This is a genomic window from Streptomyces sp., assembly GCF_036566765.1.
Classification (GTDB): Bacteria; Actinomycetota; Actinomycetes; order Streptomycetales; family Streptomycetaceae; genus Streptomyces.
The window spans coordinates 1-15221 of the sequence record NZ_DATCVQ010000723.1 but is presented as its reverse complement, the minus strand read 5'-3'; the positions used below and the strand labels follow the sequence as shown (position 1 = coordinate 15221).

Genomic DNA, 15221 nt, shown 5'->3' with positions numbered 1-15221 from the left:
CGCCGCCGCCACAGCTCGGCGCCGGCCGCGGCGAGCACCGCCGCCGCGACCGCGATCCCGCTCGGCCGGGACAGCCCGGCGAGCACCGCGAGACCGCCCGCCCACCACCAGCGCCGGGTGAGCAGCGCGTACAGCGACCAGGCGGCGAAGGCCGTCATCACCGGCTCGGTGTACGCCATGGACAGCACGATCGAGTGCGGCAGCAGTCCCCACAGGAGGACCAGCCAGGTCGCCGTGGTCCGCCCGTGCAGCCGTTCGCCGACCACGTACACACCCCAGGCCGCCGCCGCGGCCGCCGTCCAGGACACAAGGAGTCCGGCCGTCCCGCCCGCGACCGGCAGGACGCCGGAGACGGCCCGGACGAGGCCGGGGTAGAGCGGGAAGAACGCCAGGTCGGACTGGACGGCTCCGTCCGGCCAGTGCAGGATCCGGCCGTAGCCGTGGGCCGCGATCCGGATGTACCAGTCGGAGTCCCAGGACGTCGCGAGCAGCGCGCGCGGCGAGCGGCCGACGTGCCAGGCCCAGAGTGCGAGCACCAGCATCCCGGCCAGTCGTGCCGCGGCGAACAGCCCGAGCGCGGGCGCCGCCCGGTGCAGGGACGCCCGCCACCGCGGCAGCCGCCGGACGGCGACGGGGGACGAGGGGACCGCGCGATCGAGCGTCTGGGCGGACAGGGTGCACCTCCGTGCGCACGGGAACCGGGTCTATCCGACAAATCGGTCTACCCGACGATCCGCGCGGCACGGAGGGGGCGCGCCGGAAAGGCGCGCCCAGGCCGCGTACGGCCCGCCTACAGCGCCCCGAGCCGGCTCACCGCCTCCTCCAGCACGTCCGTCCGCTTGCAGAACGCGAACCGCACGAACGGAGCGCCCTGCTCCCGGTGGTCGTAGAAGACCGCGTTCGGGATGGCGACGACGCCGCAGCGCTCCGGCAGCGACCGGCAGAAGGCGAATCCGTCCGACTCGCCCAGCGGGCGGATGTCGGTGGTGACGAAGTACGTGCCGGCCGGGCGGTACACCGCGAAGCCGGCCCGCTCCAGGCCGTCGCTCAGCAGGTCCCGCTTGGCGCGCAGATCGGCGCGCAGCTCGTCGAAGTACGTCTCCGGCAGCCGCAGCGCCTCGGCGACCGCGTACTGGAAGGGCCCGGACGAGACGTACGTGAGGAACTGCTTCGCCGAGCGGACCGCGCTGGTCAGCTCGGGCGTGGCGGTGATCCAGCCGACCTTCCACCCGGTGAACGAGAAGGTCTTGCCCGCCGAGCTGATCGTCACCGTCCGCTCGCGCATCCCCGGCAGGCTCGCGATCGGGACGTGCGGGGTGTCGTCGAAGACCAGGTGCTCGTACACCTCGTCGGTGATCACCAGCAGGTCGCGGGCGACGGCCAGCTCGGCGATCGCGGTCAGCTCGGCGCGGGTGAGCACGGTCCCGGTGGGGTTGTGCGGGGTGTTGAGCAGGATCAGCCGGGTCCGGTCGGTCACCGCGGCCCGTAGCTCGTCCAGGTCGAGTCGGTAGTGTCGATCTACGGCTCCGTCGCCTGGGCCCTCTTGCGGGCGGAGGGTGACAGGTACGCGGATCGCCCCGGCCATCGCGATGCAGGCGGCGTAGGAGTCGTAGTACGGCTCCAGGGCGATGACTTCGTCGCCCGGTTCGAGGAGCGCGAGCAGCGAGGCGGCGATCGCCTCGGTCGCGCCGGCGGTGACCAGGACCTCGGTGTCCGGGTCGAACGCGAGGCCGTACCGCTTCAGCTGGTGCTCGGCGACGGCGGTGCGCAACTCGGGGACGCCGGGACCGGGCGGGTACTGGTTCCCCCGGCCGTCGCGCAGCGCGCGCACGGCGGCCTCGCGCACCTCCTCCGGGCCGTCGGTGTCCGGGAAGCCCTGACCGAGGTTGATCGACCCGGTCCGGACGGCCAGCGCGGACATCTCGGCGAAGATCGTCGTGCCGAACTCCGCGAGGCGGCGGTTGAGCAGCGGTCGTGTCATGACGGCCATCCTGGGCCGAAGCTCTGGAGTTCCTCAAGTGGGGTTGGGGCGCGTCTGCGCGGGGGCATCTCCCCGGCACGGACGTGCAGACCGCACGTCGACGGAAGACAGACGGAAGACAGCACGTACAGCACGTACAGCACGTACAGGCACGACGGGGGTGACCGCGATGGCGGACGTAACCATCATCTTCATTTTCTTCCTGCTGGTCCTGGGCCTGCTCTCCCTGGTCAGCCGCTCGCGGCGGAACCGGCCCGGGCGGCGGCGCAACCGGCGGCGCAGCTGGTGGGACAGCAGCGGCGGCGGGGGCGGCTCCTGCGGGGGCGGGAGCTCGTGCGGCTCCTCGTCCTGCGGGGGCGGCGGATGCGGGGGCGGCGGCGGAGGCGACTGACACGGGGCAGTCGATCCGTCTTCGTGAAGGTGCCCGATGCGGCCAACGGCCGCCGGGCACCTTTCTGTTGAGTCGGATGAGTCGTCTTGTGGGACCTGGCGATCGATTCCGATTGAACAGTTGAACCGTGGGGCCCCCTAGGGGATGGAAACCACGTCAAGTTGGGTAAAAACGCTGTGAGCTTCCCGCCCTTCATGATTCCCTCGCTGTTGAGAACATCCAGCCCTCGGACCGTGTGTGGACCCGAGACGGCGATCCCCCACTCCCGTGGAACCTTTCTCCGGGGCGCCCCCGGCCCACCCGTCAAACCGTGTTTGCGGAGCCGACCCATGCTCACGACCCTCAAGACCTCCTACACCGACACGCGCGCGGCCGACCTGGCCTGGGCCCTGGGGCGCGAGCCGCTGCCCGCCCTCGCCGTGCTCGATCTCGAACTGACCGGAGCCAAGCTTCAGTTGCGCCTCCTGGGCGCCTCTCACCAGGTGTTGCTGGAGGAGGAGCAGGGCACCTGCTCCGAGACCGTCGCCTGCATGCCGGGCAGCAGCACGCCGCTGCCGCTGGGCGTCTCCAAGCGAGTGGGGGAGTGGGAGTACGAGTTCGCGGCGCGCGTCGAGACGCTCAACCAGGGCTCGTTCGCGGGCCGCGCGCAAGAGCTGCTCGCCCTGGTCGCCGACCACCCGAACGGCCTGGCCGGAACGTTTCCGGGCTCGCCGCACGCCTTCACCGCGATGCTGGCCCATCGCGAGGAGGGCCAGGTGCGGTGGCGCACCTGGCACGCCTACCCACAGGAGGGGCAGTTGGTGGTGACCCGGACCCGGATCGGCGCCCGGTTGCCCGTCGTCCTGTAGTGCGGCGGGGCCGCCCATTGCACTCGTGTGGGTGACAGGTGGCCATGCATACGTGACGTAGCGTTACGAACATGATCGACCCGCCCGTGTCCCTGTCGCCCAAACCCGCGGTGCGGCTGCCCGAGCGCACGGTGCGGCAGCAGCCCTCGCCGCCGGTGCGGCCGGGGGCGGTGCGGTATCAGGTCCTCGCGGTCGTCTTCGTCTGCGCCGCCTGTGGGCTGGTGTACGAGCTCGAACTCGTCGCGCTCGCCTCGTACTTGATCGGCGACTCGGTCACCCAGGCGTCCGTCGTGCTCTCCGTCATGGTCTTCGCCATGGGCGTCGGCTCGCTCCTCGCCAAGCGCCTGCGCTGCCGCGCGGCCGTCGGCTTCGGCCTGGTCGAGGCGGGCCTCGCCCTGATCGGCGGCTGCTCGGCGCTCGTCCTGTACGCGGCCTTCGCCTGGCTCGGCGAGGCGCGGTACGTGCTGGTGGCGTTCTCGCTGGCGATCGGGGTGCTGATCGGTGCGGAGATCCCGCTGTTGATGGCGCTGATCCAGCGGGCGGCGGACGGGGGCGGACGGGGCGGGCCGAGCGGCCCCGGCAGTTGGGGAGGGTCGAGCGGCCCCGGCGGCTTGGGCGGATGGGTCCGGCCCGGTGGGCCGGGCGGTCCTGGTGGGCCCGGCGCGCGGGTGCGGGGGGTGCGGCGGCGGGACGGTGGGGGGTCGGACGATCCTGCCGGGACCGTCGCGGATCTGTTCGCCGCCGACTACGTGGGAGCGCTGGTCGGTGGGCTGGCCTTTCCCTTCCTCCTGCTGCCCTGGCTCGGGCAGCTCACCGGCGCGCTGGTGACCGGCGCGGTCAACGCGGTGGCCGGCGGCGCGCTGGTGCTCTGGCTGTTCCGGCGCGACCTGACGCCCCGTACCCGCGCGGCGCTGGTCGCGGTGAACGTGGCCGTGCTGGCCGTCCTGGCCACCGCGACCGTCCTCGTCGACGACTTCGAACGGGCCGCGCGGCAGGCCGTGTACGGCGACAGCGTGCGCGTCGCCGTCCACACGGACCTCCAGGAGGTCGTGGTCACCGGCTCGCGCGGGGGGCCGGCGGCGCTGTTCGTGGACGGCCGGCTCCGGGTCGGCGGCGGCGGCGAGCACCTGTACCACGAGGCGCTCGTCCACCCGGCGATGAACGGCCCCCGGTCCCGCGTCCTGATCCTCGGCGGCGGCGACGGGCTCGCCGCCCGCGAGGTGCTGCGCTACCCCGGCGTCGCCTCGGTGACCGTCGTGGAGCTCGATCCCGGCGTCGTCCGCCTGGCCAGGACCCACCCCGACCTCACCGCACTCAACGGCGACGCGTTCCAGGACCCGCGGGTGCGGGTGGCGTACGCGGACTCGTTCCGCTGGCTGCGCGGCGAGGCTGCGCGGGCCGCGGGACGGTACGACGTCGTCGTCTCCGACCTCCCCGACCCCGGGATCACCGCGAGCACCAAGCTGTACTCGGAGGAGTTCTACGGGCTCGCGGCCCGGGTCCTCGCCCCGCGGGGGCGGCTGGTCGTGCACGCCGGCTCGGCGGCGGAGCGCCCGAGCACGTACTGGACCGTCGAGACGACGCTCCGCTCGGCGGGCTTCGCGACCCGCCCCTACGGCGCGTGCGGCGGCAGCCCCGAGACCGCCGACCACGCCGCGGGACCCGACCGCACCGCCCGTACGGACGCCGCCCCGCACGACTTCGGCTTCGTCCTCGCCGCCGCCGCGGGGTCCCCCGCGCTCGGCCTCCCGCCCGACGCACCGCACCTGCGCTCGCTGACCGCAGGAGCCCTCGCCTCCGGCGCCCGTCGCGTCGAGCGCACCCGAGGCCCGCGCGGCCTGCCGGCGTCGACGCTGGTGCACCCGCGGTACGGGGGATAGCGGGGGGTACGCGGCCGGACGCGGCGCGCAAAGCGCAGACGGGGGCGGGCGGGCTGAGTAGGCTCGGCTTTCATGGAGCATGAGGTGTTCGTTCCGGTCACGCCCGAACTGCTCCGCCAGACGCTGGCGGACCCGGCACGGGTGGCGCGCTGCGTACCCGGGCTCCAGCAGGACGCCGACGCGGACGCCGGTCCGCTCGCCGGCCGGCTGCGGGTCCGCGTGGGCGGCCACACCATCACGTACCGAGGCGCACTGCGCCTCGCCGGGGGCGACGACGCCTGGACGGTCGAGGGCGGGGGCACGGAGGCGCGCGGCTCGGGCGCGGTGAAGCTCGCGCTGACGCTCCGGCTCACCGGGACGGCCGAGGGCGCCACGCTCTCGTTCACCGGCACGGCCGGCGCCGAGGGCCGCCTCGCCGACCTGCCCCCCGACACCGTCGAAGCAGCGGCCCGCCGCCTCCTCGACCGCTTCGCGACGTCGCTGTCGGATGAGGCGACGCGGGCGGAGGAGGCCGCCGACTCCGGGGCGCCCGCGTCCGACGCCGCCGCGTCCGACGCCGCCGCGTCCGAAGTCCCCGCGTCCGACGCCGCCGCCTCCGACGCTGTCGAGGACGATGACGACGGCGTCGACGACGGGGCCGAGGAGGTCGGGGCCTCCGCGGGGGAGTTCCCGCCTGCCGGTGTCTTCGACGTGCCCGTGCCGGCCTCGTCGCTCGATCCGGAGATCGGGGACGACCTCGGGGTCGAGTTCCCCGGCGGGCCTCCCGCCGAGGCCGCGCATGCGCGGCGGACCATGATCGGGCGCAGTGCGGAGGAGGTCGACCACGCGCCGCCGCGCGGGCGGTACGCCCCCGTGCCCGCGCCCGAGGCCGCTCGGGCCGGGGCCGCGCTGCGCTGGGTCGCCCCGGCCGCCGCGCTCGCGCTCGCCTCCGCGGTCGTGGTCGGACGTGCCCTGCGCCGCCGTCGCTGACACCGCCTAAGGTCGGGTCCGTGAGCATGCAGACGCGACTGACGGCGGGCGACGCCGAGTTGACCATCGACCCCGAGAACGGCTGCCGCATCGCCGGCCTCCGCATCGGCGGCACGGAGCTCCTGCGCCAGGGCGAGCGGTACGGCAGCTTCCCGATGGCCCCGTGGTGCGGGCGGGTCGGGTACGGCGAGTTCCGCAACGGCGCCGAGAAGCACCAGTTGCCGCTGAACGCCCCGCCGCACGCCATCCACGGCACCGTCCGCGACGGCGCCTGGCGGCGGGTCTCGGCCGACGAGCGCACCGCGGCCTTCACGTACGACCTGGTCGCCCCCTGGCCGTACGCCGCCCGGGTCACCCAGACCTTCGAGCTCGCCGAGGACGCGCTGACCCTGCGGATGGGCGTCGAGACGTTCGCCGACTCCTTCCCGGCGCAGGCCGGCTGGCACCCCTGGTTCAACCGGGTCCTCGACGGCGCCGACGGCCCGTCCGCCCCCGTGCGCCTCGACTTCACCGCCGACTGGCAGGAGGAGCGCGGCGAGGACCACCTGCCCACCGGCCGCCGGATCGCCCCCCTCCCCGGCCCGTGGGACGACTGCTTCGGCATGCCCGGCGGCGTGGACGTGACCCTGACCTGGCCGGAGCGGCTGGAGGTCAAGGTCACCAGCCGCGCCGAGTGGGTGGTGATCTACGACGAGCAGGACGCCGCGGTCTGCGTCGAGCCGCAGTCCGGCCCGCCCAACGGGCTCAACACCCACCCCCGCCTCGTCACCCCCATCGATCCGCTGGAGATCGAGGCGACCATCGCCTGGCGACGGCTCTAGGCGGGGCGCGCCGGGGCCGGGCCTTAAGCTCGTGAGCATGACTGACGTACGCGCTGAGCTGCTCCAGCAGATCAAGGACAAGGCCGTGGTGCACGGCAAGGTGACCCTCTCCTCGGGTCTGGAAGCCGACTACTACGTGGACCTGCGCCGGATCACGCTGGACGGCGCCGCCTCGCCGCTGGTCGGTCAGGTCATGCTGGACCTGACCGACGAGCTGGACTTCGACGCGGTGGGCGGCCTGACCCTCGGCGCCGACCCGGTCGCCACCTCGATGCTGCACGCGGCCGCCGCCCAGGGCCGCCGCCTGGACGCCTTCGTGGTCCGCAAGGCCGCCAAGGCGCACGGCATGCAGCGCCAGGTCGAGGGCCCGGACATCAAGGGCCGCCGCGTCCTGGTCGTCGAGGACACCTCCACCACCGGCGGCTCGCCGCTGACCGCCGTCGAGGCCGCCCGCGCGGCGGGCGCCGAGGTCGTGGCCGTGGCCACGATCGTCGACCGCGCCACCGGCGCCGGCGAGAAGATCAGCGGCACGGCCGGGGTGCCGTACCTGTACGCCTACGCGCTCGACGAGCTGGGTCTTAGCTGATCAAGAGGGTGACCTGCGGTTTTCGGCCAGGGCGGAGCGTTTCACGTGAAACGCTCCGCCCTGACCTGTAAGGGGAGGTCAAGAGTCTGGAAAGATGGCCCCCGACGATGACGTCGCCCCCAGGTCAGGGCTAAGCACCACACATCCCCGCACATCACAAGGAGCGGACGAATGCCCATCGCAACCCCCGAGGTCTACAACGAGATGCTCGACCGGGCGAAGGCAGGCAAGTTCGCCTACCCGGCCATCAATGTCACCTCGTCCCAGACCCTGCACGCTGCGCTGCGCGGTTTCGCGGAGGCCGAGAGCGACGGCATCATCCAGATCTCGACCGGTGGCGCCGAGTTCCTGGGCGGCCAGCACAACAAGGACATGGTCACGGGCGCCGTCGCCCTGGCCGAGTTCGCGCACATCGTCGCTGCGAAGTACGACATCACGGTGGCTCTGCACACCGACCACTGCCCGAAGGACAAGCTGGACGGCTACGTCCGCCCGCTGATCGACGTCTCCGCCGAGCGCGTCGCCCGTGGTGAGAACCCGCTGTTCCAGTCCCACATGTGGGACGGCTCGGCCGAGACCCTCGCCGACAACCTGGCCATCGGCCAGGAGCTGCTGGCCAAGGCCGCCGCCGCCAAGATCATCCTCGAGGTCGAGATCACCCCGACCGGCGGCGAGGAGGACGGCGTCACCCACGAGATCAACGACGAGCTGTACACCTCCGTCGACGACGCGATCCGCACCGCCGAGGCCCTGGGTCTGGGCGAGAAGGGCCGCTACCTGCTCGCCGCCTCCTTCGGCAACGTGCACGGCGTCTACAAGCCGGGCAACGTCGTGCTCCGTCCCGAGCTGCTGAAGGACCTCCAGGCGGGCGTCGCCGAGAAGTACGGCAAGGCCTCCCCGTTCGACTTCGTCTTCCACGGCGGCTCCGGCTCCACGGCCGAGGAGATCGCCACCGCGCTGGAGAACGGCGTCGTGAAGATGAACCTGGACACCGACACCCAGTACGCCTTCACGCGTCCGGTGGCGGACCACATGTTCAAGAACTACGACGGTGTCCTGAAGGTCGACGGCGAGGTCGGCAAGAAGTCCACCTACGACCCGCGGACCTGGGGCAAGCTGGCCGAGGCGAGCATGGCCAAGCGCGTCGTCGAGGCCTGCGCCGCGCTGCGCTCCACGGGCACCCGCCTGAAGTAAGCACGTCGCTCGTCACTGACGGGCCCGGCATGTCTCCGCGACGTGCCGGGCCCGTTCGCGTGCGGGAGGATGGCCGGTATGGAGATGCGGCTGCGGTCCCGCGCGGGGCGCTGGGTCGTCTTCGTGACGGTGCTCGGGTCCGGGATGGTGCTGCTGGACTCCACCGTCGTCAACGTCGCGCTGCCGCACATCGGCGAGGACCTCGACACCGACCTGGCGGCCCTCCAGTGGACCGTCAACGCCTACATGCTCACCCTCGCAGGGTTCATCCTCCTCGGCGGCGCGCTCGGCGACCGGTACGGGCGGCGGCGGGTGTTCGTCATCGGCGTGGTGTGGTTCGCCCTGGCCTCGCTGCTGTGCGGGATCGCGCCGAACGCGGAGATCCTGATCGCGGCGCGCGCACTCCAGGGCGTCGGCGGCGCGCTGCTCACCCCCGGCTCCCTGGCGATCCTCCAGGCGAGCTTCCACCCCGACGACCGGGCGCGGGCGGTCGGCCTGTGGTCCGGCTTCGGCGGGGTCGGCGCGGCGGTCGGGCCGTTCCTCGGCGGGTGGCTCGTGGACGGGCCCGGCTGGCGCTGGGTGTTCCTGCTCAACGTGCCGCTGGCCGCGATCTGCGTGCCGATCGCGCTGCGCCATGTCCCGGAGACCCGTGACGAGGACGCGTACCAGGGGCGCTTCGACATCCCCGGCGCGCTGCTCGGCGCGGTGTCGCTGGGCCTCGTCACGTACGCCTTCATCGGGGAGAGCTGGCTCGCGGGCGTCCTCGGAGTCGTGGTCGGCGGCGCGTTCGTACTCGTCGAGAAGCGCACCGCGCACCCCATGCTGCCGCTGTCGATCTTCGACTCGCGGCTGTTCACCGCGATCAACCTGGTGACCCTGTGCGTGTACGCGGCCTTCAGCGGCTTCTTCTTCCTCGCCGCGCTCCAGCTCCAGGTGGTCTCCGGGTACTCCGCGCTCGGGGCCGGCACCGCGCTGCTGCCGACGACCGTGCTGATGCTGCTGTTCTCCGCGCGGGCGGGGGAGCTGGGCGAGCGGATCGGGCCGCGCATCCCGCTGACCGTGGGCCCGCTGCTGTGCGCCGTGGGGATGCTGCTGATGCTGCGGGTCGGCGAGGACACCTCGTACGTGTGGGACGTGCTGCCCGCGCTGCTGGTGCTCGGTCTCGGCATGACTGCCTTGGTGGCCCCGCTCACCGCGACCGTGCTGTCCTCCGTGGACGTGTCCCGTGCCGGGCTGGCGAGCGGGATCAACAACGCGGCGGCCCGGGCCGCGGGCCTGCTCGCGGTGGCCGCGCTGCCGCTGCTGGTCGGGATGGGCCCGGAGGCGTACCGCTCGGCCGAGGAGTTCGGGGACAGCTTCCAGCGGGCGATGCCGATCTGCGCAGGCCTGCTTGTGGCGGGCGCGGTGCTGGCCTGGGCGACGATCCGCACGCCCGTGGCCGGCTGCCACCCCGACTGCAAGGTCCACTGCGGCGTCACCTCGCCCCCGCTGGAGCCTGGAACGCAAGACGAGCCGGGCAAGCCGGAGGCCCCGGGAAAGCCCCCGGTACCGGGCGAGGCCTGAGGCTCCCCCGGATCTGACGAGGCCGAGCCTCCCCGGTACCGGGCGAGGCCCGAGGTGCTCCTGAGGCAGACTGGCCCCATGGCCATGCACGAGAACCTGCTGGGGGGACCGCCCCCCACCCATCTGCCCGACGAACCCGAGCCGCGCGAGCTGCTCGCCGACGGGACCGCTCCGGCGGACGTCGCGGCGAAGTACCCGACGTCCTCGCTGGCGTGGGCCCAGCTCGCCGACGAGGCGTTCGAGGGCGGCCGCGTCGTCGAGTCGTACGCGTACGCCCGGACCGGCTACCACCGCGGCCTGGACGCCCTGCGCCGCAGCGGCTGGAAGGGCCACGGCCCGGTGCCGTGGGAGCACGAGCCGAATCGCGGCTTCCTGCGGGCGCTGCACGCGCTCGCTCGGGCCGCGCAGGCGATCGGCGAGCAGGGCGAGTACGAGCGCTGCTCGACCTTCCTGCGCGACTCCTCGGCGACGGCCGCCGACACCCTGAACTGACCAGGAGAGACGCATCGTTACAGGTCGGCGGCCCGGGCCAGAGCCCGGGCCGTCGGCCGTCGCGGTCGTCGGCGGGGTGTGACAGGGGCGGCCGGTACGATCGCACACACCAGCGAATGACCAACCGGCCCACGAGGCCGGCGCAGGGGGGAAGTCTGTCGTGGGGAAGCGTGGTGCCGGTTCGCGGGGACGCCGGCGTGCACAGGGGCGGCGCAGGGCCCGAAGTAGACGCCGTCCCGTCACCGGCGTGCTGCTGCTCGCCGTCGCGCTGATCGGGATGACGCTCGCGGGCGGTGCGGCCCTCGCGTACTGGAAGAGCACGCGGGACACCGGGATCTCCGCGGCCCCCGAGCCGACCCCCACGCCCACCCCGAAGCCGGTCTCCAGTCCGAGCCCGAGCCCCAGCCCGAAGCCCACCCCGAAGCCCAAGCCCAAGCCGAAGCCGAAGAAGACGACCGTGCCCCAGTCGGGCAAGGGCACCTTCACCACCGCCCAGGCCTCCGGCGAGGCGGCCGGGTCCGGCGGCACCCTGCGCCGCTACCGGGTCCAGGTCGAGGACGGCATCGACATCTCCGCCCGCGAGGCGGCCGCCGAGATCCAGGCGATCCTGGCGCACCCGCGCGGCTGGGCCGCGCACGGCCGCGGCCGCTTCCAGCTGGTCTCCGAGAACGCCGACTTCGTCATCCGCATCGCCACCCCGGACACCGCCGACCAGCTCTGCCTGGCCCAGGGCCTGAACACGCACGGCGAGCTGAACTGCGAGACCACGCAGGGCGTGGTGGTGAACCTCAAGCGCTGGATGCTCGGCTCCCCGACCTTCGCCGGGCCGCCCGCCGAGTACCGGCATCTGATCATCAACCACGAGGTCGGGCACGAGATCGGCATCCGGCAGCACATGGGCTGCCCGGGTCCGGGCAAGCTCGCGCCGGTGATGCAGCAGCAGATCAAGGGTCTGAACGGCTGTCGTTCGAACGCATATCCGTATGACGAAGACGGCACCTACATCACCGGGCCGCTCGTGTCATGATGCGCGTGGGACGCGTACGACGCAGTGCGCGCCCCGAGGGGACCGGGGCTCCATTGCCGAACGGAAGGAGCGGACCGCTACCCGGAAGTACGTATCGAGGAGACAGAAATGTCGACTATCCCCGATGTCTCCGGAGCCGGTTCGGTCGATGACCCGAACCTCGACTTCGCGGGCACCACGCCGTACGAGGACTACGTCCAGGCGGACGTCCTCACCCACCTCCAGCACCTGCGCTCCGACGATCCGGGCGAGATGGTCTTCCTGGTCACGACCCAGGTCATGGAGCTGTGGTTCACCGTGATCGTCCACGAGTGGGAGACCGCGAGCCGCGCCCTGCGCGAGGACCGGATACCCGTGGCGATGGACGCGCTCAAGCGCTCCCTGCGCGAGCTGGAGGCGCTGAACCACTCCTGGCGGCCGCTCGCACAGCTCACCCCGGGGCAGTTCAACTCCTACCGGGCCGCCCTCGGCGAGGGATCCGGCTTCCAGTCGGCGATGTACCGGCGGATGGAGTTCCTGCTCGGCGAGAAGTCCGCGTCCATGCTGGTGCCGCACCGCGGCGCGCCGCGCGTGCACGCCGAGCTGGAGAAGGCGATCCAGGAGCCGAGCCTGTACGACGAGGTGCTCAGGCTGCTCGCCCGGCGTGGGCTGCCCGTGCCGGAGGCCGTGCTCGGCCGCGATCTGGCCAAGAAGTACGAGCCCTCGCGCGAGGTCGAGGCGGTCTGGGCCGGCATCTACGCCGAGGCCGACCAGAACGGCGAGCTGGTGCGGCTCGGCGAGGTGCTGAGCGACGTGGCCGAGCTGGTCTGGCGCTGGCGCAACGACCACCTGGTCGCCACCCGGCGGGCCATGGGCTCGAAGACCGGCACCGGCGGCTCCGCGGGCGTGGCCTGGCTGGAGAAGCGGGCGCAGAAGAACGTGTTCCCGGAGCTGTGGACGGCGCGCAGCCATGTCTGAGACCTTGCGCGAGACCGCGCTGCGCCACGACTCCGAGGACCCGCTGGCCAAGCGCCGCGAGCTGTTCGCCCTCGACGACACTGTGTCCGATCATGCGGCTGACGCCGCGGGCGTCTACCTGGACGGGAACTCGCTCGGCGCGCTGCCCGCGCACGTCCCGGACCGAGTGGCGGACGTCGTCGCCCGCGAGTGGGGGCGGATGCGCATCCGCTCCTGGGACGAGTCGGGCTGGTGGACCGCCCCCGAGCGGATCGGCGACCGGATCGCCCCGCTCGTCGGCGCGGCCCCCGGGCAGATCGTCGTCGGCGACTCGACCAGCGTGAACGTCTTCAAGGCGGTCGTCGCGGCCGCCCGGCTGGCCGGGGAGGAGCGGGACGAGATCCTCGTCGACGCGACGACCTTTCCCACGGACGGGTACATCGCCGAGTCCGCGGCCCGCATGACCGGTCGCCGGATCGTGCCCGTCGCGCCGGCCGAGGTGCCGGCCGCGGTGGGCCCGCGTACGGCAGCCGCGCTGGTCAACCACGTCGACTTCCGCACCGGGCGGCTGCACGACCTGCCCGGGATCACCGCGGCCGTGCGGGCGGCCGGCGCCCTCGCGGTCTGGGACCTGTGCCACAGCGCGGGCGCGCTGCCGGTCGGCCTGGACGCGCACGGCGTCGACCTCGCGGTGGGCTGCACGTACAAGTACCTGAACGGCGGCCCGGGTTCGCCGGCGTATCTGTACGTCGCGCAGCGGCACCAGAGCGACTTCGACTCGCCGCTGCCGGGCTGGAACTCGCACGCCGACCCGTTCGGCATGACGCCCGGCTACGCGGCGGCGGACGGCGCGGTGCGCGGCCGGGTCGGCACCCCCGACATCCTGTCGATGCTGGCCCTGGAGTCGGCGCTCGACGTGTGGGACGGGGTGGCGATCGAGGACGTGCGGGCCAAGTCGCTCGCCCTGACGGACTTCTTCCTGGAGTGCGTCCGGGCGTACGTGCCGGACGGCGCGGTCGAGTCGCTCACGCCGGAGGCGCACGCCGAGCGGGGCAGCCAGGTGGCGCTGCGCTGCGAGACGGCGCCTGCCGTGATGGCCGAGCTGATCGCCCGCGGCGTGGTCGGGGATCTGCGCAGGCCGGACGTGCTGCGCTTCGGCTTCACCCCGCTGTACGTCGGCTTCGCGGACGCGGAGCGGGCGGCGCGGGTCCTTGCGGACGTCCTGGCCGAGCAGGGGACCACGGCCTGAGACGGTCGCGTGGGCTGATGATCGCTTGATCTGCGGGGGCGCTGCTTTTGGTACCGTCCCCGCAGGTCAGGCCAATTCGGCCGCGTCCCCAGGAGGTTGGAACCACCATGCCGGACCCCGCCGCGCGTGACGCCGCCGAAGAAGCGTCGGCCTTCTCCCACCCGGCCGTCGCCCCTGACGCGTCCGCCCCGTACGGCGCACACCCGGACCAGATCGTCGACTTCTACGCCCCGCGCGACGGTCGGCAGCAGGCCCCGCTCGTCGTCGCGCTGCACGGCGGCGCGTGGCGACAGCCCTACGACCGGCAGCATCTGACTCCTTTCGTGGACTTTCTCGCCCGCCGGGGCTTCGCCGTCGCCAACGTCGAGTACCGGCGCGGCAGCGGCCTCCCCCGGCAGGGCGGCGGCGCGCCGGTCGCCGGACGCTGGCCGGAGACCTTCGACGACGTGGCCGCCGCGCTGGACGCGATGCCCGACCTGGCCGCCGCGCACCTGCCGCAGGCCGATCCGCGCCGGATCGTGCTCACCGGCCATTCGGCGGGCGGCCATCTCGCGCTGTGGGGCGCGGCCCGGCACGTCCTGCCGCAGGGCTCCCCGTGGCGGCTGCCCGCCGCGCCGTCGCTGCGCGGCGTCGTCGCGCTCGCCCCGATCGCGCACTTCGCGCGGGCCGTGGAACTCGACGTGTGCGGCGGGGCGGTGACCCAGCTCCTGGGCGGCCGGGCGGAGTCGGCGGAGCGGATGCCGTACGCGGACCCGGCCGCGCTGCTGCCGACCGGGATCGCCACGACCGTCGTGCAGGGACGCGAGGACATCGTGGTCCCGGCCGAGGTCACGGACGCCTACGTGGAGGCGGCGGCGAAGGCGGGCGAGACGGTCGGCCTGACGCTGCTTGAGGACGTCGGCCACTTCCCGCTGATCGATCCGGCGGCGGACGCGTGCGCGGTCGTCGCCGAGGAGATCGCCCAACTCGCGTGGTGACCCCACTCGCCAGGTGACCCAACTCGCCTGGTGACGCCCGGATGTGACCCGGGGTCGTACGCCGGCCCTACCCGTCATACCTGAGAGCTACGCGCCAAGTGTCCCCACTGGTGTGATGCCCGCGACAAGGCCCGATTCATAGCGTCGGGGCCATGAACACGAACCGGCTCCGTCGCACGCTGCTCGCCTCGCTGGTCGTCGCCGCCGTCGCCGTCCCGGTGTCCGGCGCGGCGACCCGGGCGGCGATCCCCGCGCCCGCCGCCGTCGCGTTCGACGCGGCCGAGAAGCCCCGGGCGCGGTACGCGGC

General features: G+C 73.3%; 15 protein-coding genes. 13 read left to right on the top strand and 2 right to left on the bottom strand.

Features of this window, described 5'->3' with window-relative positions:
• A partial coding sequence (locus VIU94_RS41870; protein WP_524540671.1) for a putative hexosyltransferase occupies positions 1-617 on the bottom strand: 617 nt, incomplete at its 3' end.
• Positions 618-790: 173 nt separating this feature from the next.
• On the bottom strand, positions 791-1990 hold the full coding sequence (locus tag VIU94_RS41865) for a pyridoxal phosphate-dependent aminotransferase (protein WP_331920458.1): 1200 nt from the start codon (positions 1988-1990) through the stop codon (positions 791-793).
• A gap of 160 nt (positions 1991-2150) precedes the next feature.
• Here VIU94_RS41865 and VIU94_RS41860 point away from each other — a divergent pair, with 160 nt between their 5' ends.
• The 13 genes from VIU94_RS41860 to VIU94_RS41800 all read left to right on the top strand — a co-directional run bounded on the left by VIU94_RS41860 (position 2151) and on the right by VIU94_RS41800 (position 14914).
• Entirely contained in the window at positions 2151-2372 is a 222-nt protein-coding gene (locus VIU94_RS41860) for a hypothetical protein (RefSeq protein ID WP_331920457.1), read from the top strand.
• A gap of 329 nt (positions 2373-2701) precedes the next feature.
• On the top strand, positions 2702-3220 hold the full coding sequence (locus VIU94_RS41855; RefSeq protein ID WP_331920456.1) for a DUF2617 family protein: 519 nt from the start codon (positions 2702-2704) through the stop codon (positions 3218-3220).
• A 71-nt stretch (positions 3221-3291) separates the two neighbouring features.
• Entirely contained in the window at positions 3292-5100 is a 1809-nt protein-coding gene (locus tag VIU94_RS41850; RefSeq protein ID WP_331920455.1) for a spermidine synthase, read from the top strand.
• A gap of 72 nt (positions 5101-5172) precedes the next feature.
• Positions 5173-6069, top strand: a complete 897-nt coding sequence (locus VIU94_RS41845) for an SRPBCC domain-containing protein (RefSeq protein WP_331920454.1) — start codon at positions 5173-5175, stop codon at positions 6067-6069.
• Between the two features lie 26 nt (positions 6070-6095).
• Positions 6096-6890 carry an aldose epimerase family protein gene (locus VIU94_RS41840; protein WP_331920459.1) on the top strand — a complete coding sequence of 265 codons (795 nt, stop codon included), beginning with the start codon at positions 6096-6098 and terminating at the stop codon, positions 6888-6890.
• A gap of 37 nt (positions 6891-6927) precedes the next feature.
• Entirely contained in the window at positions 6928-7476 is a 549-nt protein-coding gene (gene pyrE, locus VIU94_RS41835) for an orotate phosphoribosyltransferase (protein WP_331920452.1), read from the top strand.
• A 171-nt stretch (positions 7477-7647) separates the two neighbouring features.
• Positions 7648-8670, top strand: a complete 1023-nt coding sequence (gene fbaA / locus VIU94_RS41830; protein WP_331920450.1) for a class II fructose-bisphosphate aldolase — start codon at positions 7648-7650, stop codon at positions 8668-8670.
• 78 nt (positions 8671-8748) lie between these two features.
• A complete protein-coding gene (locus VIU94_RS41825) occupies positions 8749-10233 on the top strand; it encodes an MFS transporter (protein WP_331920448.1) in 1485 nt (494 codons plus the stop codon).
• A gap of 78 nt (positions 10234-10311) precedes the next feature.
• Positions 10312-10725: a DUF3151 domain-containing protein gene (locus tag VIU94_RS41820; protein WP_331920446.1), complete on the top strand. Its 414-nt coding sequence runs from the start codon at positions 10312-10314 to the stop codon at positions 10723-10725.
• 247 nt (positions 10726-10972) lie between these two features.
• A complete protein-coding gene (locus VIU94_RS41815; RefSeq protein WP_331920444.1) occupies positions 10973-11752 on the top strand; it encodes a DUF3152 domain-containing protein in 780 nt (259 codons plus the stop codon).
• 108 nt (positions 11753-11860) lie between these two features.
• The gene (locus VIU94_RS41810) at positions 11861-12709 is read left to right on the top strand and encodes a tryptophan 2,3-dioxygenase family protein (RefSeq protein ID WP_331920442.1); all 849 of its coding nucleotides are present in this window, start codon (positions 11861-11863) and stop codon (positions 12707-12709) included.
• On the top strand, positions 12702-13937 hold the full coding sequence (kynU, locus tag VIU94_RS41805; RefSeq protein WP_331920440.1) for a kynureninase: 1236 nt from the start codon (positions 12702-12704) through the stop codon (positions 13935-13937). The genes VIU94_RS41810 and kynU overlap by 8 nt, the downstream gene beginning before the upstream one ends.
• A gap of 107 nt (positions 13938-14044) precedes the next feature.
• Positions 14045-14914, top strand: coding sequence for an alpha/beta hydrolase family protein (locus VIU94_RS41800; protein ID WP_331920438.1), 870 nt, complete (start codon positions 14045-14047; stop codon positions 14912-14914).
• The last annotated feature ends 307 nt before the right edge of the window (positions 14915-15221 follow it).

What these genes read in the sequence shown, in the direction of transcription:
- VIU94_RS41865 (WP_331920458.1), bottom strand. Translation starts at nt 1,990, where the DNA reads ATGGCCGTCATGACACGACCGCTGCTCAACCGCCGCCTCGCGGAGTTC.
- VIU94_RS41860 (WP_331920457.1), top strand. Translation starts at nt 2,151, where the DNA reads ATGGCGGACGTAACCATCATCTTCATTTTCTTCCTGCTGGTCCTGGGC.
- VIU94_RS41855 (WP_331920456.1), top strand. Translation starts at nt 2,702, where the DNA reads ATGCTCACGACCCTCAAGACCTCCTACACCGACACGCGCGCGGCCGAC.
- VIU94_RS41850 (WP_331920455.1), top strand. Translation starts at nt 3,292, where the DNA reads ATGATCGACCCGCCCGTGTCCCTGTCGCCCAAACCCGCGGTGCGGCTG.
- VIU94_RS41845 (WP_331920454.1), top strand. Translation starts at nt 5,173, where the DNA reads ATGGAGCATGAGGTGTTCGTTCCGGTCACGCCCGAACTGCTCCGCCAG.
- VIU94_RS41840 (WP_331920459.1), top strand. Translation starts at nt 6,096, where the DNA reads ATGCAGACGCGACTGACGGCGGGCGACGCCGAGTTGACCATCGACCCC.
- pyrE (WP_331920452.1), top strand. Translation starts at nt 6,928, where the DNA reads ATGACTGACGTACGCGCTGAGCTGCTCCAGCAGATCAAGGACAAGGCC.
- fbaA (WP_331920450.1), top strand. Translation starts at nt 7,648, where the DNA reads ATGCCCATCGCAACCCCCGAGGTCTACAACGAGATGCTCGACCGGGCG.
- VIU94_RS41825 (WP_331920448.1), top strand. Translation starts at nt 8,749, where the DNA reads ATGGAGATGCGGCTGCGGTCCCGCGCGGGGCGCTGGGTCGTCTTCGTG.
- VIU94_RS41820 (WP_331920446.1), top strand. Translation starts at nt 10,312, where the DNA reads ATGGCCATGCACGAGAACCTGCTGGGGGGACCGCCCCCCACCCATCTG.
- VIU94_RS41810 (WP_331920442.1), top strand. Translation starts at nt 11,861, where the DNA reads ATGTCGACTATCCCCGATGTCTCCGGAGCCGGTTCGGTCGATGACCCG.
- kynU (WP_331920440.1), top strand. Translation starts at nt 12,702, where the DNA reads ATGTCTGAGACCTTGCGCGAGACCGCGCTGCGCCACGACTCCGAGGAC.
- VIU94_RS41800 (WP_331920438.1), top strand. Translation starts at nt 14,045, where the DNA reads ATGCCGGACCCCGCCGCGCGTGACGCCGCCGAAGAAGCGTCGGCCTTC.